This window comes from Bacteroidia bacterium (assembly GCA_041391665.1).
Taxonomy (GTDB): domain Bacteria; phylum Bacteroidota; class Bacteroidia; order J057; family J057; genus JAGQVA01.
The window spans coordinates 1,047,586-1,074,132 of sequence record JAWKNO010000003.1 but is presented as its reverse complement, the minus strand read 5'-3'; the positions used below and the strand labels follow the sequence as shown (position 1 = coordinate 1,074,132).

Sequence of the window (26,547 nt, the reverse complement as noted above, 5' to 3'; positions counted from 1 at the left end):
TGAAAGTTGTATTTATATTCTCCCTGAAATCTTTACCTTTGCGCCTTCTTAAAGAGTAAGTCCTATGGAAACTTCTTATCCCAAAAACCGAATCAAAGCCTTAGTGCTTGAAAATATTCACCCCAATGCTGTACACACCTTTGAAACCGAAGGGTATCAGGTGGAATTTGTGAGCAGCGCACTCAACGAAGATGAACTTTGCGAAAGGATAAAGGGCGTATCCATCATCGGCATTCGCTCCAAAACCAAAATTACCCGCAAAGTGCTTGAACATGCCAACCGCCTGATGGTCGTTGGCGCTTTTTGTATCGGTACCAATCAGATTGATCTGGAAGCCTGTGCAGAACAAGGTGTGATCGTCTTTAATGCTCCCTATAGCAATACCCGGTCGGTGGTAGAGCTCGCCATTGGACAAATCATTATGCTCATGCGCCGTACGCTGGTCGCCAACAATGGGATGCACCAGGGCATTTGGAACAAATCTGCCAAAAATAGTTTTGAGATTCGCGGAAAAAAACTCGGTATCATTGGATATGGAAATATTGGCGCCCAGCTTTCAGTTTTGGCAGAGGCGATGGGAATGAATGTTTTTTACTACGATGTCGTCGAAAAACTTGCTTTAGGCAATGCCACAAAAGTCTCATCGATAGAAGAGTTGCTTTCGAAAGTGGATGTCGTCACGCTTCATGTTGATGGAAGAAAGGATAATAAACTGTTTTTCGGTGAGCGGGAATTCAGCGCCATGAAGCCTGGGGCCATTTTCCTAAATCTCAGTCGCGGGTTTGTCGTAGATATTGAATCGCTGGTCAATCACCTGAAAAGCGGACATATCGGCGGTGCTTCTGTGGACGTATTCCCTTCCGAACCTAAAAGCAATGACGAAGAATTTATGTCGCCGCTCAGGGGTATGGATAATGTGATTCTTACGCCCCATATTGGCGGAAGTACAGAAGAAGCGCAGGTAAATATTGCGGAGTATGTGCCTGCAAGGATCATTGATTATGTCAATTCCGGAAACTCATTTACGAGTGTGAATTTCCCCAATCTTCAACTTCCGATCTTGCGCGATGCACACCGGTTGATCCATATTCACAAAAATGTGCCTGGAATTCTGGCTAAGATCAACCATGTTTTGGCGAATAAAGATATCAATATCGCTGGTCAGTATCTCAAAACCAATGAGCAGATTGGCTATGTAATTACAGACATCGACAAACAGTACGACGACCATGTACTGGATGAGATGAAAGAAATACCCGGAACCATCCGGTTCAGGGTATTGTATTAGTTTGCGAGCGTAAACCGTATCTGCACACCACCCGATGTGAATGCGGTACGGAATGCGTTGGCGACGTAAGGATTGTTGATATTCCGTTCGAAGAATAACTTTACATTCAACCGGGTGTTTACCACATAGTCTATCGAAGGCGAAAGAATGAAGTTATACGTACCCCGTGTAATTTCCGGAAGCCGTACCTGGTCATTGGAGGTTCCAGTCGGCCCGAGATTTCGGTTGATTTCCTTGGTGTCGCGCATGGTGGCGCGGAACTGGAAGTTGACGCTATTTTTCAGGTTTACATTTTTCCCGCCAAAGTTAAAGCTCAGGTTCAGCTTATCTTTCCGGTAGCCAATCATGACGGCGAGGTCCTGGTTTCGCATCTCGGTGAGCTGAAGGTTTCCCACGTTGAAATTCATCTGCCGTCCGCGTTTGTAGTCAATCTGCGCTGTCGCTCCATTTTTCATGTTTACATTCACACCCAACAGTGGGGCAAACTGCTCCATAATCTGCACAGTCTGAATATTTTCAATCGAATAGAAGTTTTCTATCAGCCCAAAATTATCGGTACCCACCGTATCCGGTCTTGCCGGAAATCCGCCTAAAGTGAGGGCGTTGAGGTTATTGGTATAGTTGCCTACCGAATAAGTACCGCGGTAAGTATGCTTCAGCGTTACGGAGTTGAAATATTTCTTCAGTAAAGGAATATTAGACAACCCATTGTAGTTGATACTCCAGTTTGGCAGCGGGATACGCGGGAAATTGGAAAGCGCAATTTTTTCAGAACTAATAACACCATAAGCAGAAAGAAGCGAAGGAATCAGTACATCCTGGTTGGTGCCGAGATACCCGTTCTGGAATCCTCCTTCGATCAGTTGTGTCCTGGGAGTAAGTCGGGCATTATTGGGGTTTCTGGCCGAAAGTCTACCTGAAATGGTGGAGCGGTTGCTGGAAAATTCATCAAATGCAGCGGAGGTTTCCCAGCCTTTCTCGAAAGCAGAATTGATGAAAATATAAGACATACTGAAACTTCCGTTGTTCAACGGGTCAAAACTCCGGTACCTGTCTTCGGAAGGATCCCACCTGAAAAATTCGCTATCGTCTTTACTTTCGGTTCGGTTTGCCGAAATATCTATCCTGAAACCTTTAAACAGTTCCACAGATGTGCGGGCTGTAAGGATTTCATTGCGGTTTTTGAGGAAGAGATTTGACAAAAGCGTATCGCGGGTAATCCAGTTGTTTTCACCTGCTTCATTTCTTATATCGCGCTGGCTACCCATGATAAAACCATAGGTAGGGGGAAGCAGGGGAGAAGTGCCCTGACGTACAGAGTCGTAATACCCAAAGTCCAGTCCAAAATTATCGGTTTTGGGAAGGTAACCCGGCAGAATGGTTCCTGCATTATTGCTATAGGTAAAATCAATACTTCTGACGCTCAAACCTACCCGTATTACTTCTTTACCTACCAGTTTGAGGAACCGGAAGGGATCGGGTTTGTTGGTTGTGTCTGTTTCAACCGGGTTTTCTCCGACCCGGTTTTCTATTCTGGGTCCGGTATTCTGAGGGGCTTGAGGTGGTCGCGCACCCTGAGGAGCCTTATTCTGGCCGTCCAGTATTTTTTTGAGGAAACCGACCTTTCGGTACAGACTGTTAAGATCCAGCCTTCCATTTCCCTGTATATTCTGTGTATTGCCGATGGTCGCACCAAGGCCGGGATTGATCTCCGGAGCCTGTGCCCAGTTAAATGATCCCGAATAGTTTACCGTACTGCTCACCCAGTCAAGCATTTTAAACTTGTTGAAAGGCACCTGATAGGCTGCATTGAAGTTGTGGGTAAACTGTGTGGTACGGCCAAAATTGATAAGATTGTCGTGACCACGGGAGGGATCTTTTCCGATATGCAGAAGATTATCCATGAGTGAACCCACTGAATCAATTTCTGCCTCAGAGGCCGTTTTCCAGTATCCTTTAACTTCATCCACACGGGATATATTATTGGCTGTATAGCTGAGCTGGAGATTTCTGGTAAAATTCCAGGTCAGGTTGTAGTTCCGGTTGATGAGGAAGTTTTTGGTGAAAGTCGGTGTTACCTGACCGCCAAAAAGTTCGGTTGCACGCATTTGTCGCTCTTCAAACTGCCTGTCTCCGGTAATCGATACATTAAATGCAGTTGGCAGCGGCGAGAAGTTAAAGTCCTTGAGGAACTGTATTTTTTCAAATGCCTTAATATTTTTAAATGGCTCAACTACCAGTTGTGGGAAATTATACCGATAATTAATCGCCCCCCGGTGCTGGGTGTTGAACCGGCGTTCAATCACGGCATTTCGCGAGAAGTTTTCATTGTATGCGTAGGTAAAGTCGAAGTTGGAAATATCCCACGGATAGCTGACTCGCCCTCCACCGCCACCGCCGCTTCGGTCGCCAGTTCCTTTGCCACCCTGTCCGCCTACACTGGTGGCTCCTCCGGGTCTTGCGTTTGTACCGGGCCTTCCACCTCCCGGGCCACCGCCACCACCGCCGGTTCCCTGTGATTTATTTTTCCGCCAGTTATTGAAAGAAAGGCTCTTTGTACTTCTGAAATCCTGAATCTGCATCAGCTTCTCCGACCGCGCCTTGGGATCGAGTTGTTCGAGCAAGATATCCGTTCGTACGTCAGCCTCCTGTGGATTAAATACCGGGCTGATACGCTGTTCACCAATCGTGGCATAAACAGGCATCTGAAGTCCCCATTTTTTAGGGAAAAGTTTGTCAAGATAGAGATTTCCCGCAAGGTCGTAGCGGAGGACGTCTTCCTGCGACCGGGTGCTGAGCCTTTGCTCGAGCGGGCCAAACCCGGAGGACTTGTAGGCAGCATTGGCGCTGATGCTGCCGATATCTGCGAGTTTGACCGAAATATTGGCATTGGCAGCCCAGCCTTTGGTTTTGTCAAAGTTCGTAAGCCTGAGCTCGTTTACCCACAACTCCAGACATATTGGCCGGGCGTCGGGATCACTGGGGTTTCTCACCCCGATCATGATATTGCGAACGTCGCTGAGTTTGGGCGTACCTTTTATATAAATGACATGGCCTTCGGGCATACTGTCATTGCGGTACGCATGGCGGTAGATCAACCCTGTACCAGCAGTATTTCGATCGTCTTTGGCGAGTGCAAGCAAAGCCAGTTCAAAGTCGAATTCATTGGCTGAAAGCCATGTATTGGTTTTCGAATTGGAAATCGCCGGATCGGAAGGCGTGAGGGGAATTTCGTATTCGTAGTAATTCTGATCATTGTCGAGTCCCAAACGAATGAAAACCCGCGCATCATCATACTGGTAAAAGTTGGATGGCATTACCCCAGACTCTGTCGCCTCTGCATGTACCCACATTTTCAGTCGGTTGTAGAGGCGAAGGTCACTTTTGGTATTTTTAAACATGCCCCGGGCATCTCCGTCTTTCAGGTCGCAGACTTTCATAGTAAGAGACCGTTCGTCCTGAAGGAATCCTGCCGCCGTATTTCCATTGATAGATTGTTGTACCACGCCAGGAGGAAGCGTATAGTTAAACGGCAGTTTTTGTGAGTTTTCTTCCAGACTCACACTTCCCAGTTCAAATGTCGCAAAAGGTGGTTCGGGTGGTGTGGCAATACCTGACTCGTTGAGGTTTCCGCTGAATCGGCGCCATTGGGTAGAAACCAGTTGGAACTCTGTCAGACGGGTAATCACTTCTTCCTGAAATCCCGTCATATACATCCGCATGAAGGAGATTGTCTTGAAGTTGGTGATATTGTTTACCGGACGTCCTGTATTAAGCGGAATACGGAACTGATACCAGGTAACGGGCGTATTTACCCCTTGTGCAGTATTAACGGTATCAGTGATTTTATCTACCACAAAATTCATCCCCCGCTGGAGTGAGTCAGGGTGAAGTTTGATGCGGTATTCCCAATATTGTTCGGCGAAGTTGAGACTTCCGTTGTTGTTGAGGTCTTCATTGTCAGGTAACTGGGTCGCCTGTACCGTATAGTTTCTGTTATCCTGGCCCACCGGGGAGTTGTTTTCCAGACCGTTAAAATCTTTATACCTTTCCAGCACGCCCGCTTCATCGGCTTCATAAGAGTCGTCCCGAAAATGTTTGAAGTTATCTGTACTGGGGTCAGCTTCTAACTGTGCCATAGCCGCTGGGCTCAAAAATGTGCGGAGGCTATCCAAAACCCGGCTGAAGAATATGGCCTCAGCTTCGTCATTTAAACCATCAAAACCGATATCCTGTGCGATACGATCATCGGGGTTGTTACTGAAAGCATTGACCGGCGGGTTGCCGATAGGAATTCTCCCCCAGGGGGTTTCCTGAAGGTTGCCCGGATCTCCCGCACCAGGCAGTCCATTTTCCCGGCTCAGGCTTTCATCAGTCAGAATATCTTCATTTACCAACCCCAGATTCACATAAAACTCACCGCCTTTATGATTGGGGTTATCCATAAAGGGATCCATCATCCAGAATTCGACAAACTCAACATTGGTAGCTTCAAAGTCATTGTTGACGTCGATTTCGCGCATGATCCCAGCCCAGTTGTCCTCGGGCCGAACAAAAGTACCGTCAGCACTTCTGAGTCTGCTTTCCCGGTATTCGTAGTTATAAGGGCCTCTGGTATTGGGATTGAAGTGGAGGTCAAAGGTATTTTGAATATTGTTTCCAAAAGCTCTTTTTGCTGTGGGAAACAATTCGAAGGGCTGTACCTGTCGGGTATAGTTGTTGCTGAGATCCTCCTCCGGAAATTTTATCCCAAAACGCTGGTAAAAGGCCTGATCGATCTGATACCATGCGAGTTTTGCCCGGGTAAAGTTGGTCGAAAGAGGCTCTCCGGCGTATTCAGGGTTGAAGATTTTTGTATTCCCTTCGGGGAAGGACGCCAGTTTCCATCGTTGTGTTCCCTGAAGGCCAAAAGGCGTTGCAGCTGCTTCAAAGTCATCGAGGAAGACAATGCCTTTTTCAGTTTGCGTTTTATTAATTGCAGGGGTACCCGGAATAAACTGCGCAAACTCAGCGGCAGCATCTATCGTGGATGTCTCCTTTGTACTGATCAGCGGCAACCTGTCGATAAGTTTGGTCAAAAGGGGCGATTCTCTTCGAAAGCTGGCGTCAAGTCCCCACAATGTATTGTTGAGTGGTTCATCTCCCAGGGTGGTTTTTTGGTTGAATGGCTGCTCCCGAAGATTGAGTATGGTTGCTCCCAACTGCAGGTTGTCTGATGGGCTAAATTCGGCTCTTGATCCCAGAAGGGTTTTTGTCTGAATATTATAGAGGGAATTGCTTTCAAACGATACGGCGATATCCTGCCCGGAGGTAAGAATAGACGGGTTGATAATGGTTACTTTCCCTCCGTAATAATCAACCTGATAATCACTGCCTTCACTCAATGTTCTTCCTCCGGCCGTGACGGTTACTGATCCTTCGGAGAGGTTAAATGTGTTGAGTGGGATTTCCGAGCTGCTGGAAGATCGGTAATACCCTTCAAGGGTAAAACGATTGAGTTCGGGGTGGTTTTGTATTGCCCCCTGCTGCGTATCATCATAGAGTGGCTGGAATACATAAGTGGCTACAGCATCCGGGTCATTGTTGAGCTTGGTCGCAAGGTGACTGCCAAAAGGTTCCAGTACCGGAAATATGACCAATCCTTTATCGGAGAGGATAGTTATCCCTTCGACAAAGTCGAAGTAGTTGTCAGGCCCGGCAGAGGTGTGGTTGGTCAGCCGGTCGAGTTCCATTACCTGTATCAATGGCCGGTTGGCTACCGCTCCGGTTGGGAGGAAGTTGATGCGACCTGCGCTGGTTCCGGATTCGTATTTAATATCGAGGAAAAAACCATCGCGTTGCAGACCGTATCCCACACTGTAAATGTTTTTCATCATCAGATCCCACGCAGGGAAAGGATTGATGCGAAGTACGGAAGACTTCAGCATGCGGAGATAAAGCACATTGGAGTTGAGTCCGTTGGCGGGGACATCATCTGAAAATTCCCCGACCTGGTGTACTTGTCCGTTGAGGGTAAAGTTATAGGCAATAAACAGTACCTGGTCTGTAGGGATTGGCGAATTGAGTGAGATATAACCCAACTGGTTGTTGACAGTATATTCGTTGGGGTTCAGGCGACGCATATTGCCCAGCACCTGAAAATCTTCGGTATTGGCCATATTCAGCCCGGGGAGGTTTTCTATTGCGCTTTTGGCTGTGTTTTGTTCGCGTATTGCCGGATCATTTTCGAGAAGGCTAAACAAGTTGTTGGCGTCGTTGTCAGGTACGCGGATATTGGTATTGCGCTGAAGATTGTCGTTGTAAACGCGGCCCACACCTTGTCCAAAGGGGAGATCATTTTCTCCTAAGTCCACAAAACCCACTGCATTTCGGTTGTTGCTGGTTGAGCCTTGCTGCTCTATCCAGACTTCGACTCTGTTGATTCGCAGATTGGATTGAATAACCGGGAGATTGGCCAGTGCACGTTCGTAAGTGGACCGGAAATAATGGGAGAGAAAAAAGTGGCGGTTCATATCGTAGTCCGAAACTTCCTTTTCGAAGGGAGTTTCGATGGCCCCGCCGCCAGATATATTGATAGTTTCCACCTTTCCTCTTTCGGTGGACGCGATAGCTGTGACATATACAGGCCCAAAACGAAGTTTGGTTTTAAGACCAAAAAGATTTTGACGTCCCTGAATCAGGGAGTTGCCCAGTTGCATGTTGACATTACCCGCTTCAATTTTCTGGAGAATCTGGTCTTCGGTTCCGCTATGTTCGAGTTTGAGTTCATTTTCAAAATCAAAAGTAGCCTGGGTATCAAAATTGGCATTGAGGCGCAATTTTTCCCCAATCTGGCCGATAACACCAAGTTGGATCTGCTGGTCAAAATTGAAGGTAGTGGTGCGTTGTTGGCGCAGCGGAAGTGAGGGGTTGTCTGTACGGTTGTGGTCAATGGAGAAGTCGAGTGTGGCAAATCCTGTCGGGCGAATCGACACAGATCCACCGCCAAACACGTCTGAAAGCTCTTCTATATCAATATTCAGCGCCAGCCCCTGCCGGGATTCTGCGTTGGCAGACATGGATTGTTCGCGGAAATAGTCCTGCTGAGACTTTTTCTTGCGGTATTCGAGGAAGTCTTCATAGGAAATATAGGAGGGTCTGCGGAAATCTACTTTCCCGACACGTTCATAAATATTAAAACCTGAGCCATCATCATTCAGCTCGAAGATGGTTTCAAGGTTTCCCGGATTACCGAGATACAAAGGGGTTACATACTCCTGCCGGGTAGCATCCCCGATGCGATTGTTGGGGTTACTTTTGACTTTAGAGGTGTCTCCGTCAGGAGTGAGCAATTCTTCAACAGAAAAAAAAGAATCCGTTGAGATTACCTCCACTTGTGGGCAAACCTCCGCTTCTTTCCCGGTAGTACCAGTGTCAGCAAAAAAGAATGAAGTAATTGCCGACACCAGCATGGCTAAACTGAACTTGGACAAAGCTAATTTAATTTAGTTTTGACACTGAAATACAATTACTTCAGGGTTAGGTAGAGGTTTACACCATAGGCACACACAGGTTTTTAGCAGTTGAATACTGTACAAACATAGAAAATATCCAAGAGAAATAAAGGGTAATTTCTTCAGGACTTTATACACCCCGAAAGATTATCAGGGGTTTCGAAGGGCAAGTTTAATAATCTGTTCGGTTGAAATTTCCATACCGTGTTCTTTCATAATCTGGTCTACACGTTTGGTCATAACGTTTTTGGCAAGTCCCAAACTGGCAAGTGCCGCAAGCGCTTCCTCTTTTTTCTGGCTTCCCGGGATATTCGATTCAATCGCCGTCAGGTCTCCATTTTCTTCCAGTCTGATCTTATCTTTCAGTTCGAGTACGATACGTCCGGCTGTTTTGGCGCCAATTCCTTTAATTCTTTTCAGCGTATTGATGTCTTCAGAGCGGATAGCCAGATAGAGATCCGAAGCGGATATGCTGGAAAGAATCACCATTGCCGTATTGCCGCCTACTCCCGAAATAGTTATCAACTGCTCGAAGAGCATCCGCTCCTTTTCCTCTGCAAACCCATACAGCACATGTGCATCTTCTCTGATTTGGAGAAAAGTATGCAGCATGACGGTTTCTTTGTCCTGAATACGGGTAAATGTATTAAGCGAAATTTTAACAAAATACCCGATGCCATTGACATCCACCACAGCAAAAGCTGGCTCAACCTGAGCGAGTTTCCCTTTTACGTATGCGATCACATTCTTTGGAGTTAACGATAGAATCAGCCTTTATTGTTGCCTGGCTGCCACGTCGTAAGTTTTATTATTCTATTGGCGCGAAAGTATAGGTCAGGCCGATGAGAAAGCCGATATTCAAACTGGCGGTTTCTGCATTAGCCGTAGCACCGCGTACCCATTCCCAATAATTTTGCTGGCGGGTCAGACCTCCGGAAGTAAGGCGAAATTCCGCATCTTTATTTTCTGAATCTACGAGTCCATAATCTCCCCGGATACGAAGGTTTAATACAAAATTGCGGGGAGAGAGTTTGATATCTGTACCAATATCTCCTACAACGCTATAGTGAAGCGTGCGGTATGTCTCGTATTCAGAAGGGAAGTTGGTGAAGTTGTCTGGCAGAGGCAGCTCATATGCGGGGTTGTCGTTATAGGAAAATGCTTTTGTCAGCAGATCCAGCTGTACACCTCCGTAAAACACAAAAGCTACCTTTCGGTCGGGGTTGGAGTTGACTCCCAGCATCAACGGTATTTTCAGGTATTCCTGACGTTTGACAAAGTGGTTGCGTAAAACAACATCTCTCCGGCTGGAATATTTTCCTCCCTGCTGAGAATAAAGCATATTGAGTCGAAATCCAACATAATCGTTGAAATTATATCCAAACACGCCACCAACAGCCATTCCACCCAAAAGCTCCTGGCGGTACAAATCCTCATCGAGGTTCTGATCATCGGCGTTGAAAAGAAATACTGACTGTGGCAGTGCAAATCCTCCCACCTTCAAACCCTTCTGGGCAAAGGCCGGGTGGGCACAGAATAACAAACAGACAATTGTCAGGTGTAAGTAACGCTTTTTCATTTTGTGGAACTTTAATCAGCCAAAAATAGAATTCATTTATCTCTTTTCCAATTACCGCAATAATTTCAAAAATTTGGCTACCTTGTTTGAGAATCATTGATTGATTTTTATGATTATTTCCATCAACCCCAAAAATCCGCAGGAACGAATGTTGTCTCAGGTAATTGACTGCCTGCGGGATGGCGGTGTGATTATTTATCCTACCGACACTATGTACGGCCTCGGATGTGATATCAATAATCGCAAGGCTGTAAACCGTATATGCAGGATTAAGGGGATTGACCCGGAAAAAAGCCAGCTTACCTGTGTGTGTGAAGATATCAGTATCATTGGTACCTATGCCAACCATGTGACGACGCCTGTATTTAAAATCATGCGTCAGGCACTTCCCGGCCCATATACCTTTGTTTTGCAGGCATCTAAAGCTATTCCCCGACATTTTCAACCGCGCAAAACGGTCGGCATACGGGTGCCCGATCATAAAATTCCGGTAAGTCTGGCATCCCTGCTTGGCAATCCGATTGCCTCTATCAGTCTTCCGCTTGATGAAGAGTACACGGAGTTTAATACCGATCCATCTCTGATCGATGAGCGCTTTGGCAATCTCGTCGATATGGTGGTTGACGGGGGATTTGGCGGACTTACCCCTTCCACCGTGATAGATTGTAGTAAAGGCGAAAAAGATATTATGGTTATCCGGGTGGGAGCAGGCCCGCTTGAGCCTCTGGGACTGATTCTTGAAGAGTTTTAATCTATGACAACCTATCGCGGAATCGGTGCAATGAGTGGCACGTCGATGGATGCCCTCGATCTCGCATATTGCACATTTACCGAAGAAAACGATCGCTATACGTTCTCGCTGGATCTGGCAGAGGCGCTGCCCATTGACCCGGAATGGAAAGCCCGTCTCCTGCATCTGCCTGCTCAAAATGCTGAGATTTTTGCCAAAACTCATGTGTACTTCGGCCACTGGCTGGGGCGTTCGATCCGTGAATTTATCGACAGACATAATCTTACCCCCGACTTTGTTGCTGCACATGGGCAGACAATTTTTCACCGACCCTATAAAAACTATACGGTACAAATCGGCGATGGGGAAACGCTGGTTTCCTGGTTGCCCTGCCCGCTGGTGACCAATTTCCGGAATAAAGATGTTGCCAGAGGCGGAGAAGGCGCACCGCTGGTTCCCCTGGGAGAAAAATATTTATTTCCCGACCATCAGCTTTTTCTTAACCTGGGGGGATTTAGCAATCTCACTTTTCAGGGTAAAGCATTTGACGTTTCGCCATGCAATATTCTGCTCAACCACCTTTACACAACGCGCTACCCACAACACGCCACCGATTATGATCCAGGAGGAGCAATGGCCAGATCGGGAGTTTTACAGACAGAATTACTTGACGCACTGGATTCTCTGGCATTTTACAGTCAGCCATTTCCCAAAAGCCTGGGTTGGGAATGGGTAGAAGAAGAGGCTTTGCCGGTGATCAATGCTTTCGATTATCCCCTGGCAGACCTTTTACATACCTGTACCCTGCATATTGCGCGGCAGATCAGACTCGCCGTATCGCTGGTAGGTGCAACAGGGATCAAAATGCTGGCAACAGGCGGAGGCAGGCACAATCAGTTTCTGATTGAATGCCTTGAAAAAGAATTAAAAGCATTGGCAGTATCTCTGGACAGCCATGTCTCTGACGATATTGTAGATTATAAAGAAGCGATCGTTTTTGCCTTTCTGGGATTGCGAACGCTCACAGGAAAAACCACCACACTCGCTTCAGTGACCGGCGCAAAAAGCGATCTGGTTACAGGTTCCATTCATCTGCCTGCAAATGGCGGGTTCAGTTTATTTCGCAAATCGTAAGCCAGCAGACACATCAGGTTTTATACCACAACTAATATTGCCTGCGTTACCCAATCAGATTTGCTCATGAATAATGTTTTTTTAGGGTTTTTCCCGATGGTTACTTTCCTGTGTATTTCCCTGCTCTCCTGCCATAATTATAAAAAAACACCGGCAGGCAAAAATGATGCTCCGGCCATAAATCATTCTATTTGGAATGAATTGCTGGCTGAGAATGTGGACAGTGTGGGTATTGTCAATTATGAAGGATTTATTCAAAAACAGTCCCGGCTGGAAGAGTACCTGGACCTGCTCAGCCATCATCCTCCCTCACCTCAATGGTCTGAAGCAGAAAAACTCGCCTACTGGATCAATGCCTATAATGCTTTTACCGTCAAAGTGATTATTGACAATTACCGGCCCCGCAGTATCCGTGATCTGAATACGATACCGGGAGTTGCAACCATCTGGCATAAAGAATTTTTTACCATAGGCGGCGAACCCGCCAGTCTGGATCAGATCGAACATTCTATCCTGAGGCGGGAGTTTGACGAGCCAAGAATTCACTTCGCGATCAATTGTGCATCAAAATCCTGCCCGGTATTGCGTAATGAGGCTTATACACCCCAAAAACTGGAGTCACAACTTACTTCTCAGGCACAGCGATTTCTCCGCGAGCCGCTAAGAAACCAGATTACCGCAGAAGAAGTTAAATTATCGCCAATTTTTTCATGGTTTAAAGAAGATTTTATCCGACATAGTACATTAATTGAATATCTGAATCAGTACGCCCCAATACAGATTCAGGACGATGCGAATATATCGTATCTTGATTACGACTGGTCTCTCAACGATCAACCCTGAAATTTTTATCACTATGCATATTGTCATTATTGGAAATGGAATTGCCGGAATTTCTGTGGCAAGACATGTCCGCAAACTCAGCCAGCATGAGGTAACCGTCATTTCGGGGGAGACGGATTACTTTTGGTCCCGCACAGCGCTCATGTACATCTACATGGGCCATATGAAGTTTGAGCATACCCAACCCTACGAACCCTGGTTTTGGAAAAAAAACCGGATCAACCTTGTCAAAAAATTTGTTGTGGCCATTTCTCCCGAGAATAAAGCCCTTTTGTTTAGCGACGGGACCAACATGACCTACGATAAGCTTGTATTGGCTACCGGCTCCTTGTCCAACAAATATGGCTGGCCCGGGCAGGAGCTCGACGGCGTAACCGGAATGGTAAGCAAGCAGGATCTGGATGCTATCGAAACCTATTCGAAGGACTTAACGCATGCAGTCATCGTCGGGGGCGGACTTATCGGGATCGAACTAGCGGAAATGTTTCACTCACGGCACATTCCGGTGACTTTTCTGGTGAGAGAAAAAAGCTTCTGGAATATAGTCATGCCGCCGGAGGAGTCAGAGATGATTAATCAGGAGATTTATGCTCAGCAAGGAATTGACCTCCGGCTTCAAACGAGTTTGAAGGAAATACTGCCCGATGAAAATGGCAGGGTGAGGGCTGTCGTAACTGATAAAGGCGAGGAGATTGCCTGTCAGTTTGTGGGACTTACCGCGGGCGTTTCCCCAAATATATCTCTGGCGAAAAACACGGAAATCGAAACCGCCCGTGGTTTTCTCGTTGACGATTTTCTCCAGACAAATATGGAGGATATATATGCAGTTGGCGATTGTGCGGAGTTGCGTAATCCATTGCCGGGCAGAAGAGGCCTTGAAGCCGTATGGTACACCGGAAAGCTCATGGGACCAGTGCTCGCAAAAACGCTGTGCGGACAACCTACGGTTTACAAGCAGACTACCTGGTTTAACTCCGCAAAGTTTATGGATATGGAGTATCAGGTCTATGGGGCAGTCGGAAACGCAATCCAGTCAGGAGAAAAACATCTGTTCTGGAAACACCCTAAAGAGAATAAATCCATTCGGCTGGTGTATTCGGCAGAAGATTCAAAGATACTTGGCTTTAATCTTATGGGTATCCGCTACAGGCAGAATGTATGTCATAAGTGGATAGAATCAGGCGCTCATATCGAAGAAGTGCTGCAGAATCTTGGCGCAGCCAATTTTGACCCTGAGTTTTTTACTCAATACGAATCAGAAGTCGTCAATCTTTACAATCAACAAAACCCCGGGCGTAATCTTCAGCTTCTTCGCAAGAGAAGCTGGAAAAATATGTGGGCCTCGTTAAAAGCTTAGAAAAATGAAATACTTACAAAAAGCCGGTTTAGGCATATTTATAGCCGCTTTGCTGACATTTGTCTCTTTACTTTTGCTCAGCAAGTACGAGGTCACCGATGCAGGCCTGGAGACACTGTCAGGCAAACTGAAAGACTCGCACAGAGAAATTCTGCTGGAAGAATTACAGCAATTGAAAGGCCGTGAATTCAGTTCCAAATTTACTTTTCTGGGAGCTGCCAGTGCAGTGATTGACCTGACCAATGATCGGGTCCGGAAACAGTATGGACTGCCGGAAGAAACCATCGAGCAATTTGTACAGACAGCAGTAGGCGGCGATGACAGAAATCTCTCCGTTTCGCAGGACTCTTATGACCAGGCCATTGCTTTGGTGAAGGAAGACATGCGGGAAACCGTCGTTGCTTATTCAAACTGGCTGGTCGGGCAGTCTGCCGGCAATGAAGACGAGCTGAAACAGAAAGTCCGTGATGGCATCAATGGTGCAATCAATGGCTACGCCGGCAATTTTCTCATCTCCGACTACGATGCCCAGGATTACCTCTTTGCCATGGCAAAGACTATGGCGAAAGGAGCATATTGGGAAAACCCGTTTGTTTTTTTCTTTTTTATCGTGGTCATAGGCACGATAGGGGCTTTGTTCTGGATATTTCCCGCCTTTTTTGACGGGATGCCGGGTATTAAACACAATGGCATCTACCACAGCTCGGCGACTTCGCGGGGGATTGTCGGCATTTTGGCGGGTGCCTTTCTGATCGGGTTTTACATTCTTCTTTATTTCAAACACGCCTATATCGCCGAATGGGTTTCCCTCGCCGATCCTGTTTCCGGTTTGCTCCGCAAAGGTGCCCCGGCAGACCGGTGGTTTATGTATGGCTTCCTGTACACGGTCGCGATTATTGTGATGGGTATCAGGATGTTTACCAAATATCGGCACAGCAAATATCATATCGTGCGGACCGCATCGGTCATGTTTTTCCAGATAGCTTTTGCCTTTCTCATTCCACAGGTATTGCACAATCTCAATCTTCCTGAGCAGGATTTGAAGAATATGTGGCCGTTGGACTATTCGTTTTTCTTTGATTATCGGCTGACAACTTTTTCGGCCACACAAGCCGGTATATGGATGATGGTCTGGGGAATTATCCTGTTTGTCATAGGAGTACCTGTAATCACTTATTTTTTCGGCAAAAGATGGTATTGTTCATGGGTATGTGGCTGTGGAGGGCTGGCAGAAACATTGGGAGACCCTTACCGCCAGCTTTCGAGCAAAAAACTATCCTCATGGCAGATCGAAAGGTATCTGATACATGGCGTACTTGTATTTTCGGTGGTTATGACCGGGCTGGTGTTGTACACCTATTTTACCGGGCAGTCAACCATTTTGGGGTTAAACAGCTATTCGGTCAGAGGTTTGTACGGATTTGCCATTGGCTCTGTGTTTGCCGGGATTATCGGAACCGGTTTTTATCCATTGCTGGGCAACCGGGCCTGGTGCCGTTTTGGTTGTCCACTGGCAGCATACCTGGGCATTGTGCAGCGGTTTAAGTCCCGGTTTCGCATCACAACCAATGGCGGTCAGTGTATATCATGCGGTAATTGTTCGACCTATTGTGAGATGGGGATAGATGTCCGGGCTTATGCACAGAAGGGGCAGAATATTGTTCGTTCTTCCTGCGTAGGTTGTGGCGTTTGCGCGGCAGTTTGCCCAAGAGGTGTACTTGCACTGGAAAATGGCACCAATGACGATAGCAGTCGTATGAGTGAAGTGTTGTTTTAAGCCTCGCAGGAAATAAATTCTTCACGGGCTGCTGCATATCATTTTGAATAGTTTTCCGGTTTGCGTAATTGCGGGTATGGATAACAGAAAAGATATTACAGATACAGCAGATATCCGGTTGCTGGTAGATGAATTTTACGCACGGGCACTGGCAGACGAACTGCTGGGGCCCGTATTCAGTTCGCGTATCAGTGCAGAAAAATGGCCCGCACATAAGGCGCGTATTTACTTGTTTTGGGAAACGGTTTTATTGGGCGTGGAGGATCCGGAAAAACGCTATGGAGGCAGCCCGTTTGCCCCACATATTGGTTTGGAGCTGGAAGCAGCACATTTTGAGAAATGGCTTGAATTGTTTAATGATACCGTAAGGAAATACTTCGAAGGTCCCAAAACAGATGAAACCGTATGGCGTGCAAGCCAGATGGCACAATTGTTTTTGTACAAACTCACCGCGATGAAAACCAAAGGAAATATTCCGTTGGTTTGAAGTCTTTCAGGATAAATTATGCTTCTGTTTTGCCGGAAGACATTTTTTCCAGTCCCCATATTACCAGGCCCCCCAGGACGATAAACCCGATTGTCCAGAAAGTCTGAGGATTTCCAAAATCCGGCATATGCCATTCGAAGCCGGTTACAGCAACTTTGGGGTCTTTACCGACTCTTTCAATCGTTTGGGTGAGGGTGACTTTCCATGGCCAAATTACCAGGAGGGAGCCCAGCACAAACCCCGTCATCATGCCAATCGTCTCGTCGCGATAACTTTTAAAGACCCATGAAAGGAGGTGCGAAAAGGCGACAAGTCCGAATACACATCCAATGCCAAGGGGAATCAATATTCCCAGGTCAAATCTGCCAATGGCGCTTAGTACGAGAGCATAATTACCCATGATCAGAAGGACAAACGAACCCGAAATCCCTGGCAGAATCATACTGCATACCGCAACAATTCCGCAGAGAAAAACATAAAACATCGCCGGGTTTTCACTGGCAGGGGCGAGGAGCGCAATACCCACGGCAATGCCCGTGCCGATGACAAGAGAAACAATGGTAGCTGGAGACCATTTTTCTATGGTTCTGCCTACTGAGTAAACAGAAACGATAATAAGTCCAAAGAAAAAGCCCATGGTGGGGACTTCCTGCTTGTCAAGCAGGTATTCCAGCAGCCTGGCCAGGCTGAAAATACTGACGGCAACGCCGGCAAGTACTGCGGACAGAAAAGAACCGTTGATATGTTCCCAAAACGCTTTGAATTTAAACTGAAATAAAAGTTTTATCGCAGTCAGATCAAATGATTTCAGGGCATCGATAAAAGTCTCATATATACCCGTGATAAGAGCAATTGTGCCTCCGGAAACGCCGGGAATAACATTCGCGGCGCCCATCCCAAGGCCCTTGAGAAACAGGATCAGGGCTTGTTTCATATTGGTACGTCCAGAAAAAAGGTGTAGGCAAATTTGTTTCGGCTAAGGTAACAAATTTGCCGGTTATGGAAATGTTTTTCCGGAGGGGACAGGTAAAATGGCCGGGTTAAGGGTATTTTCTCCCGTTCTAGCTGAAAGTGGGTTTATACAGTCATGATTTCGTCCTCCTTTACCTTGAGGACCTCATCGACTTTACGCATAAAATCCTTAGTGCCCTCCTCTACTTTTGACTCCGCAGTTTTGATGGCATCTTCGGAGGTTCCATCTTTTTGCATTTGTTTTAACGTGCCGATCACATCATGGCGGTGTTTGCGAATGGCAACCCGCGCCTTTTCACCTTCCGCCTTGGCCTGTTTGACCAAATCTTTTCTCCGGTCTTCCGTAAGACGGGGAATCGGAATACGAACCATCTCACCGTCACTCATAGGATTAAAACCCAGGTTTGCATCTCTGATTGCGCGTTCAATGGCGGGGATCATTTTTCGTTCCCACGGAACCACTGAAAGGGTATGTGAATCTATTACGGAAACTGTACCTACCTGATTGACAGGGGTAGGAGTTCCGTAATATTCGACCGTAACACTATCAATCATAGCCGGGCTTGCTTTTCCCGCCCGGATGGAATGTAACTCGGTTTTTAGATAATCAATAGATTTGATCATCAGCACTTCCATGTGTTTAATTACCTCTGACAGACTCGGGTCCATATTCGTCAAAATTAAAAATCAGTGAAAATAATTTGTTTTCTGAAAGCCCAAATTTAATACTACAAATGAAAAACTCAACAATCAAATCGCCAGGCTTCCTTTATTTATCCTGCAATATCGCTCATCCAAGCATGCGTTCTACCACATCATTGACCTCTCTGGGACTGGCTTTTCCCTGAAACTGGCGCATAATATGGCCCACAAAAAATCCTTTAAGGCCTTTTTTCCCTGAGCGGTAGCGGGTGGTCTCCTGTGGAAACTGATTCATCAACGCAATCATTGCATTTTCTACCTCATCCTGCTTCGATTCCAATAATATATTCAGTTCGCCGGCAATAGCAAGTGGCGATTCTTCAGGTCGGACAAGCATGATCGGGAAGACCTGGTCTCTGGCTGCGTGGTTGCTGATCTTGTCTTCCTGAACCAGCCGGATCAGATCCGCAAGCTTTTCTGTGGAAATGGGGAAATCGCCAATTTCTTTTCCGGAATCATTCAGCCAGGCTCTTACAGGCCCCAGCAGCCAGTTGGAAGCTTCTTTCTCAAAAGGAGTCAGCTTGCGGATTGCCTCAAAATAATCGGCAAAGTTTTTTTGTTCGGTAAGCGTCATTGCCTCGTTGTGGGCAATTTGCAGCGATTCCGTGTACTCCAGATATAATTCCTGAGGGAGACGGGGAATTTCACTTCTGATTTTTTCTATATATTCTTCCGTAAGTCCCAATGGCAAAAGATCGGGTTCCGGAAAATAGCGGTAGTCATCGGCGGTTTCTTTCTGGCGCATGGGCGAGGTTTTTTGGGTATTGACATCCCACGTGCGCGTTTCCTGCACGACTTTTCCACCTGCTTCAATCAGGGCTATTTGTCGCTCGCTTTCATAAAGAATGGCGCGTGTCAGGTGATTAAATGAATTCATATTTTTGACCTCGACACGTGTGCCCAGGGTTTCACTTCCGACCGGCATGACCGAAATATTGGCGTCGCAACGCAGGCTTCCTTCCTCCATATTGCCGTCGCTGATTTCGAGGAAACGAACCAGTCTTCGAATTTCAGCCAGTAAGGTAGCGGCATCTTCGGCAGAGCGAAGATCAGGCTCTGTGACGATTTCTACCAAACCCACACCTGCCCGGTTGAGGTCAATCATCGAAATATGAGGATCCTGATCGTGAAGGGATTTGCCCGCGTCTTCTTCCAGATGAATACGGCCGATCCGGATTTTCTGCTGCGAGCCAGATTCTGTGCGAATATCGATAAACCCGTGTGTGCAGATGGGATCTGTATCCTGCGACATCTGATAGCCTTTGGGAAGGTCGGGATAAAAATAATTTTTCCGCGCAAAAAAACTGTTGCGGTTGATCTGGCAATGCGTGGCCAGGCCAATCTTTACCGCATGGTCTATGCAGCGGCGATTGATTGAGGGAAGGGCACCCGGATGTGCCATTGTGATTACGGAGACATGGTGATTGGGGAGAGAACCAAAGGAAAAACCCTCCTGTGCAAATATCTTGCTATTGGTCAGCAGTTGCACATGTATCTCAAGCCCAATGACAGTCTGATATTGCGCACGGATTTCGGACGTCGGCATAATTCAAACAGTTGTTTGTGTATCTCGGGCGCAAAGGTAATAAAAAATGGCCTCCTGCAAGGGAAGCCATTTTCTGTTAAGCAACAGATTGTTTTGTCAGATATGCATCCAGGCTTTTTTGGCCAGAAGCACCTCTTCCGTCTCTTCGTGATCGGGATCGGGCACGCAGCAGTCTACAGGGCAAACAGCCGCGCACTGAGGTTCTTCATGGAAGCCCATACACTCGGTACATTTGTGGTGCGTGATGTAATAAACATCATCAGAAATAGGGTCATGCGCATAATCTGCACTGATGGTTTCCCCTTTAAACTGGATTTCACCTGACAACCCTGTGCCATCTGAAAACTTCCAGGAAACGCCTGGTTCATAGATAGCATTGTTGGGGCACTCAGGTTCACATGCACCACAATTGATGCATTCTTCGGTAATCATTATAGCCATAAGAAATCCTTTTACTAATTTGGCACCTAAAATATACGATCCCTTTTAGATAAACAAAAGCCTGGAGGAATTGTTTCGGTGCCATTAGCGCTTTTTTTTTATCCGTTCGCGTCAGATCATCCATTAAATGAGTTTGAAACTGCTTAACTTGATTTGCATGAACCAGTATTTTTTTTGTGAAAATGGCTGTGATGATAATTTTTTCTCACTATTTTATTATTATTGCAGATAATCCATGAAAAAAACAATTCATCGTTATTTGATTGTTGAAAGTCTCGCAAAACTTGGTGAAACGCTGAGAAAAAACGGGGTGCCCGCAGGTGTTGTGGCGAAAGCTGTACATGAAAACCCGTGGTTTACCCCTGGCTATATTCAACAAGCAGTTTCGGCACTTGGTGTATGGATGGAAGAAAATACATTGAAAGCTTTTGTAGATTCTTATCCTGAAAGAAAAACCAAACCCCGAAATGTGGCTTTGATAGCAGCCGGTAATATCCCTTTAGTGGGTTGGCATGATGTAATGGCGGTAATTCTCAGTGGACATATCGCCCACATCCGTTGTTCTCACAAAGATCAGGTGCTGATGCACTGGCTTGTGGAAGCATGGGTACAACAATTGCCGGCATTGGCCGACAGGATATTCTGGGATGTATCTATTGCGAAACCAGATTTTCTGATCGGTACAGGAAGCAATAATACCGCGCGGTATCTTGAAGCGAAGTTTTCTGATGTTCCCCGGATCATCAGAAAAAACAGATACTCTCTGGCCGTTCTTCGACCCAATATGGCAGAAGACGAACTGGACGGTCTGATGGAGGATATTTTTCTTTACAATGGACTGGGATGCCGAAATGTGAATAATCTTTTGGTAATGCCGGGAACAGACTGGGAACGGATATGGAGAAAAATCGATCAATATCCATCAGAATATCTGAATCCGCTTTATTTGGAACGGGTTTTGCACGAAAAAGCAAAGATGGTTGTTTGGGGTGAACCACTTATGGATTGTGATAAGTTGCTTATTCTGCCTGCTGTTTCGCCCGGAAGGTCAGAAATGGGGGTAATAAGGAAAATATCTGTCGAAGGAGAGGCCGCACTGGTGGAAATGATCGCTGAAAATAAGCACGAACTCCAGTGTATTGTTGGCATAGATACACCGTTTGGCGCAACTCAATATCCATCATTGTCTGATTTTGCAGATGATATTAATACCATGGACGCACTCTTACAGATTTAAGGAATATTCGATTCCTTCGTTCTTTAAAAATCATGTTAGGTTTCACCAGATGTTATTGTGTATTATATATAGCTATGTATTTATTTTACTTCTGTAACCACATATTCAGCAAATACTACATTTTAACCTTTGACATCTGCGTAACTAACATCTGGAGAATTGCAATCCCCCATGATTGTAGATACGCTCAAACTGATTGAAAAAATCATGAAACTCCTTAACACATTGTCTTTTAAACCACTCTTGTTCTTGTTGTCCTTGCTCGTGTTAGGATCTCATGTCGTTGAGGCTCATCTTGCCTGGGTTCCAGGTGATTATTATGGAATTCCGGACAGAGATAAGCAGATTGCTTTCTATGACGAATTTGAAAATAATGACAGTAACTGGGATTTCGGATCTCTATATCTGAAAGAGCGCATAGAAGACAGCGACTTTTACTGTGAAACACTTACTTCACATCCTTATACGAAACGCCGCCCTGTGGCAATGAATCATTCCGGGAACTATGAGATTGAAATCCGGATGCGTTTTGTAAATGTGAAAGGGTCTGGTTTGAGTATGACTGGCCTCACCTTTGGCCGGGATGTCAGAGGCAATGAATATAGTTTTATGTTTAGCCCCAGCCGCAGTTACCGTGTGGCAAAGTTTGACAGAGGAAGATCGCAGGATCTTGTGCCGCTCAGCTATGGGAAAAATATCAACCGCTATTCTTACAATACACTTCTCGTAAGAAAAGTTTCTGACAAGTGGTATTTCTTTATCAATGAAGAGCTTGTCTCTGAAATGGTTGCCAGTCCACTGTTTGGCAATGAATATGGTTTTACCGTGGGCGGAAATATGGCGGTAGAAGTTGATTATCTTAAAGTTTCTGAAATCCGGACGGTTGACAATATGGGTCCTCAGATTTCCCTGATCGAACCCAGCCTCAAAAATGGAGAAACCGGAAAATTCAGCGACCACCAGCAAATCATCCGTGGCCGTGTTTATGATGTTTCCGGCGTTGATGGCGTCGTTATCAACGGATATAATGTAACCATCAATGAAGAAGGGCTTTTTGCCGCTTCGCTCAGCCTTCGTCCCGGACTTACCGAGATTCAGATTGAGGCAAAAGACAAGTTTGAAAACATCTCAAAAGAGAAGTTTTATATGGAATTGGTGGAGGAGCCAAGGCCTGCTTTTCAGCCGCCTGTTGCTACGAATTTTGCCAATCAGAACGCAGGCCGGGAGCAGAATATGGCGATGCCCGGTAAAGGGAAAAATTATCTTCTGCTCATTGGGGTCAACGAATATACCTACTGGAATCGTCTCCACAATGCAGTGAAAGATTGCAGCGATCTCTCCAAAGTGCTTACTTCCTATTATCAGTTTGACCAGGCCAATGTCATTACGCTCTTCAATGAAGAAGCTACCCGCGAAAATATCCTCGAAACCCTGGAATCTCTTCAGGATGTACTCAATAAAGAAGATAATCTCGTCATTTATTATGCAGGTCATGGTTATTATGATGAGCAGGCCTCTCTCGGATATTGGGTACCTTCAAATGCCCGACTCAACAAAATTCCCGACTTTATCGGCAACTCTACCATTCACGATTATCTGCGCACCATCAACAGTAAACATACCCTGCTGATAGCAGATGCTTGTTATGCCGGATCACTATTTGCCAATACCCGCGGGGTGGTAGATGAAAATAACCGCTCCCGCTGGGCGTTTACTTCCGGTGATATAGAAAAAGTATGGGATGGGCAGCCCGGTCAAAATAGTCCATTCGCCCGCTGCCTGATCCGTATTCTTCAGTCCAATACAAAATCAAAACTGCGTGCAGATGAACTGATCCAGATTGTAAGTGATCTGGTAGCAAGAAATACTGCTCAGACTCCCAAAGGCGATGCCCTCCGTAACGTGGGTGATGATGGGGGAGTATTTACTTTCGAAAGAAGATAATAACCAGATAGATTATTTAGTATTAAGGGTCGGAACAGCAATCGCTTTCCGGCCTTTTTTTTTCTCATTACGGAATCCCGCATCGAATTGTGAAATTTGACGGGGTTTCTTGTTATCTTAGTATGTTGTTATATGTTTTTTCGAAAGCACAGACATATTAAATCTCTTTCCGATGAGGAGCTCGTACTCGAATACAAAGAGTCCGGGGATACCGCTTTTGTGGGGGAACTGTTTGAAAGATATACCCATCTCGTCTATCTCGTATGTATGAAATACCTGAAAGACCCAATGGAAAGCGAAGATATGGCCATGCGTATTTTCGAAAAACTGCTGATTGACCTGAAAAAATACGAAGTACGCAAGTTTAAATTCTGGCTCCACACGGTGACCAAAAACCAATGCCTCATCTGGCTTGACAAAAGCAAACGCGCCAGAGAAAAAGCCGATGAATATCTTGAAACCGAACCCGGTTTTGTGGAATCTAAGGAAATTTTGAGTCTTTTGGATGACGGCGATTCTACTGAACATCAGTTGAACCGTTTGGAACTGGCGATGGAACGATTGAATGAAGAACAGCGTATCTGTGTAGAATTGTTTTACCTTCAGCAGAAAAGTTATCAGGAAGTGGCAGATGAAACGGGGTTTTCGATGAAACAAGTCAAAAGTTATATTCAGAACGGAAAGCGAAACCTGAAAATTAACCTTAGCCAAATGACAGACGGCGAATCTCTGGAGAGGTAAAACCGGTATTGGGAGAAATAATCAATGAGTGCAAAAAAACATATACCTGGATCAAAATATGAAGCAGAACCTTCGGTGGTAATGCTTCGCCGGTATTTGAACGGAGAGACTACAGAGACAGAAAATGCGCGGATTGAAGCCCAGTTGGCCGAAGATCCTTTGCTTGCTGATGCACTGGACGGGTTAATGTTGGTCAAAGACAACAATAGTGTAATCCTCTCTGTAAGTAGAATCAAGGCCGCTTCCCGCAAACGACTGTTTACCCGAGCCAATCGCCGGGAAATGCTTTCCCGGAGGAAGAGTCGTGTAAGTATGCCGGAAAACTTCCCCATGATTTTTGTCGCTACGGCTGCTGCAATCACTTTGCTGTTTGCTACATTTTTTGTCGTACGCGATCTTGGATTCAACCAAAATGAACCGCCAGCAATAGCTGAAAGCTACACAACGGATGAAAACCCGCCCGTTGTTACTGAAACATCACCTGCTATTACCGAAACTTCGCCCATAGAATCCGAACCGCTGGTCGCTTCTGCCGAGGTTTCTGAAACGCCGGTTACCAATCGCCTTTCAGTCAGGCGTGATAGAATAATTGCCGAAAAGCCTGTAAGTACATCGTCCGGTGCTCTCACAACGCTTCCTGCGGGCCCGACACCCCATGCTGCGCCTGCAATCATGCCTGGCGAATCGCTGGCTGTCGGGAAGGAAAACGTGGATATGGATGATGTACAACCGCGCGACAGGCGTTCAGATCAGATGCGTGAAGAAACCGCCGGAGGCATCGTAATATTGAGTGATTCTTTAGGAGAATACATGAAACAGGAGCAGGTATCTGCTATCCCAATTACAAAAAGTAATCCTGCACCCAGCGCAAACGGTGTTTTGCCGCCTTCCCTTTCCACTTCTGAACAGGCAAAATACGATGATCATGGAAAACTGTTGAAAAGCGTGGCGATGGCAGATTTGCTTACAGAGGCAATCGCACTTCACGATACCCAAAAATACGCTGCCGCCAGAGAAAAACTGGATGAGGTGCTGCAAAGTGAACCCCAAAATCAGGTAGCCCAGTATTATAAAGCCAGTACATTCTTTTACCAGGGCTTATACAGGGAAAGTATTACCCTGCTGAAAATTCTTGCCAGAGCACCAGAATCTTTACTTTTTGAAGAATCACAGTGGCTGCTGGCTCAAAACTACTCCCTGAGCGGCCGGAAAAAAACGGCGATCAGATTGCTGAACGAGATTGAAGCTGCCGGTGGAAAATATCAGGAGGAGGCCCGGAAATTGCGGGAATCCTACGGCGAAAACCGGTAAAACAAATTGCCAAATTGCGTATCTTGCCGCCGGTATGGAAACAACTCAGGAAAATACCTGGCGGATTGAACTCCCACAGTTTGAAGGACCTTTTGATCTCCTGCTCTTTTTTATAGAGCGGGACGAACTCGATATTCACGATATCCCGATAGCGAAAATCACTAATGATTTTCTCGACTATATGCATACCATGCGGGAGATGAATATTGAACTTGCCGCAGAATTTATTCTTGTCGCAAGTACACTCATGCGGATCAAAGCGAAAATGCTGCTGCCACGTCCTGTATTTAATGAGGCGGGAGAAGAAGTTGATCCCCGGGAAGAGCTTGTACGCCGTCTGCTGGAGTATAAACGATACAAGTCGGTACTCGCAGATCTTGAAAAAATGGAAAAAGATCAGGCGGAAAGAGCTGCGCGGGGCTTTTCCAAAGAAGAGGAAAAATTGTTTATGCAGTCCCAATATCCGGAAGAAGAACTCGTCGGCCTGGATATGTACGCGCTGATGAGAACATTTCAGCGAATCTGGGAACGCCATCACGAACAAATGCAGAAACCCCGCCATGTAATTCGCAAATATCCTTACACGGTTGAAGAAGTTAAAAATAATCTTTTAGAGAAAGTGCAGCTCAGTTCGCGGGTTGATTTTGTGTCTTTTGTAATGGAAGAAAAGGTGCTTATCTATGTGGTATTCACCTTTTTAGCTATTCTTGAGCTGGTACAACTTCAGAAAATATCCATCACTGTAGGAGAAGGGTTTAATAATTTCTGGGTGTCAAAAAAAGAACCTGTGGAAGGAGAATCTTTCCTGTTGGAAGATAATACGGAATCCGAATAATTTGCAAAATAAAAAACCCACCCTTATCTTTGAATTGTTCTTATAGGCATTACGCCAGATACAGAAGCTAGGGGTTAGGGTTGACTCTCCCAATGGGATAGAGTCCCCTAATTTTTTTTTACGTGTAAAA

18 protein-coding genes and 1 pseudogene are annotated in these 26,547 nt (G+C 46.0%); 12 read left to right on the top strand and 7 right to left on the bottom strand.

Annotated features, from left to right (window positions below):
- Nucleotides 1-55 precede the first annotated feature (55 nt).
- Nucleotides 56-1,288: pseudogene (gene serA / locus R3D00_27115) on the top strand (phosphoglycerate dehydrogenase).
- On the opposite strand, the gene sprA reads toward serA, so the two are convergent.
- From sprA to R3D00_27100, 3 genes are all read right to left on the bottom strand, one after another.
- Entirely contained in the window at nt 1,285-8,760 is a 7,476-nt protein-coding gene (sprA, locus tag R3D00_27110; GenBank protein MEZ4776875.1) for a cell surface protein SprA, read from the bottom strand. The pseudogene serA and the gene sprA sit on opposite strands and share 4 nt — an antisense overlap.
- A 171-nt stretch (nt 8,761-8,931) precedes the next feature.
- Entirely contained in the window at nt 8,932-9,525 is a 594-nt protein-coding gene (ruvA, locus tag R3D00_27105; GenBank protein ID MEZ4776874.1) for a Holliday junction branch migration protein RuvA, read from the bottom strand.
- Between the two features lie 64 nt (nt 9,526-9,589).
- Nucleotides 9,590-10,360: an outer membrane beta-barrel protein gene (locus R3D00_27100; GenBank protein ID MEZ4776873.1), complete on the bottom strand. Its 771-nt coding sequence runs from the start codon at nt 10,358-10,360 to the stop codon at nt 9,590-9,592.
- Between the two features lie 109 nt (nt 10,361-10,469).
- On the opposite strand from R3D00_27100, the gene R3D00_27095 reads away from it, so the two are divergent.
- From R3D00_27095 to R3D00_27070, 6 genes are all read left to right on the top strand, one after another.
- Nucleotides 10,470-11,111: an L-threonylcarbamoyladenylate synthase gene (locus tag R3D00_27095; protein ID MEZ4776872.1), complete on the top strand. Its 642-nt coding sequence runs from the start codon at nt 10,470-10,472 to the stop codon at nt 11,109-11,111.
- Nucleotides 11,112-11,114: 3 nt separating this feature from the next.
- Nucleotides 11,115-12,224, top strand: a complete 1,110-nt coding sequence (locus R3D00_27090) for an anhydro-N-acetylmuramic acid kinase (GenBank protein MEZ4776871.1) — start codon at nt 11,115-11,117, stop codon at nt 12,222-12,224.
- A gap of 66 nt (nt 12,225-12,290) precedes the next feature.
- Nucleotides 12,291-13,067 carry a DUF547 domain-containing protein gene (locus R3D00_27085; GenBank protein MEZ4776870.1) on the top strand — a complete coding sequence of 259 codons (777 nt, stop codon included), beginning with the start codon at nt 12,291-12,293 and terminating at the stop codon, nt 13,065-13,067.
- 13 nt (nt 13,068-13,080) lie between these two features.
- Nucleotides 13,081-14,424 (top strand): FAD-dependent oxidoreductase, encoded by a 1,344-nt coding sequence (locus R3D00_27080; protein ID MEZ4776869.1) that lies wholly within the window; start codon nt 13,081-13,083, stop codon nt 14,422-14,424.
- A gap of 4 nt (nt 14,425-14,428) precedes the next feature.
- Nucleotides 14,429-16,201, top strand: coding sequence for a 4Fe-4S binding protein (locus tag R3D00_27075; GenBank protein MEZ4776868.1), 1,773 nt, complete (start codon nt 14,429-14,431; stop codon nt 16,199-16,201).
- A gap of 76 nt (nt 16,202-16,277) precedes the next feature.
- A complete protein-coding gene (locus tag R3D00_27070; protein MEZ4776867.1) occupies nt 16,278-16,688 on the top strand; it encodes a group III truncated hemoglobin in 411 nt (136 codons plus the stop codon).
- A 16-nt stretch (nt 16,689-16,704) separates the two neighbouring features.
- On the opposite strand, the gene R3D00_27065 is transcribed toward R3D00_27070, so the two are convergent.
- The 4 genes from R3D00_27065 to R3D00_27050 all read right to left on the bottom strand — a co-directional run bounded on the left by R3D00_27065 (nt 16,705) and on the right by R3D00_27050 (nt 20,349).
- Nucleotides 16,705-17,622: a DUF368 domain-containing protein gene (locus tag R3D00_27065; GenBank protein ID MEZ4776866.1), complete on the bottom strand. Its 918-nt coding sequence runs from the start codon at nt 17,620-17,622 to the stop codon at nt 16,705-16,707.
- Nucleotides 17,623-17,765: 143 nt separating this feature from the next.
- A complete protein-coding gene (gene frr, locus R3D00_27060) occupies nt 17,766-18,329 on the bottom strand; it encodes a ribosome recycling factor (protein MEZ4776865.1) in 564 nt (187 codons plus the stop codon).
- Nucleotides 18,330-18,450: 121 nt separating this feature from the next.
- A complete protein-coding gene (gene gatB, locus R3D00_27055; protein MEZ4776864.1) occupies nt 18,451-19,908 on the bottom strand; it encodes an Asp-tRNA(Asn)/Glu-tRNA(Gln) amidotransferase subunit GatB in 1,458 nt (485 codons plus the stop codon).
- A 96-nt stretch (nt 19,909-20,004) separates the two neighbouring features.
- Complete coding sequence (locus R3D00_27050; GenBank protein ID MEZ4776863.1) at nt 20,005-20,349, bottom strand: 4Fe-4S dicluster domain-containing protein; 345 nt, start codon at nt 20,347-20,349, stop codon at nt 20,005-20,007.
- A gap of 235 nt (nt 20,350-20,584) precedes the next feature.
- Between R3D00_27050 and R3D00_27045 the strand changes: the two genes are divergently transcribed.
- The 5 genes from R3D00_27045 to R3D00_27025 all read left to right on the top strand — a co-directional run bounded on the left by R3D00_27045 (nt 20,585) and on the right by R3D00_27025 (nt 26,417).
- The gene (locus tag R3D00_27045; protein ID MEZ4776862.1) at nt 20,585-21,586 is read left to right on the top strand and encodes a hypothetical protein; all 1,002 of its coding nucleotides are present in this window, start codon (nt 20,585-20,587) and stop codon (nt 21,584-21,586) included.
- Between the two features lie 171 nt (nt 21,587-21,757).
- Nucleotides 21,758-23,530 carry a caspase family protein gene (locus R3D00_27040; GenBank protein MEZ4776861.1) on the top strand — a complete coding sequence of 591 codons (1,773 nt, stop codon included), beginning with the start codon at nt 21,758-21,760 and terminating at the stop codon, nt 23,528-23,530.
- A gap of 132 nt (nt 23,531-23,662) precedes the next feature.
- Nucleotides 23,663-24,271: a sigma-70 family RNA polymerase sigma factor gene (locus tag R3D00_27035; protein MEZ4776860.1), complete on the top strand. Its 609-nt coding sequence runs from the start codon at nt 23,663-23,665 to the stop codon at nt 24,269-24,271.
- Between the two features lie 24 nt (nt 24,272-24,295).
- Nucleotides 24,296-25,582, top strand: a complete 1,287-nt coding sequence (locus tag R3D00_27030) for a hypothetical protein (protein MEZ4776859.1) — start codon at nt 24,296-24,298, stop codon at nt 25,580-25,582.
- Nucleotides 25,583-25,616: 34 nt separating this feature from the next.
- Nucleotides 25,617-26,417 (top strand): segregation/condensation protein A, encoded by an 801-nt coding sequence (locus R3D00_27025; GenBank protein MEZ4776858.1) that lies wholly within the window; start codon nt 25,617-25,619, stop codon nt 26,415-26,417.
- Nucleotides 26,418-26,547: the final 130 nt, after the last annotated feature.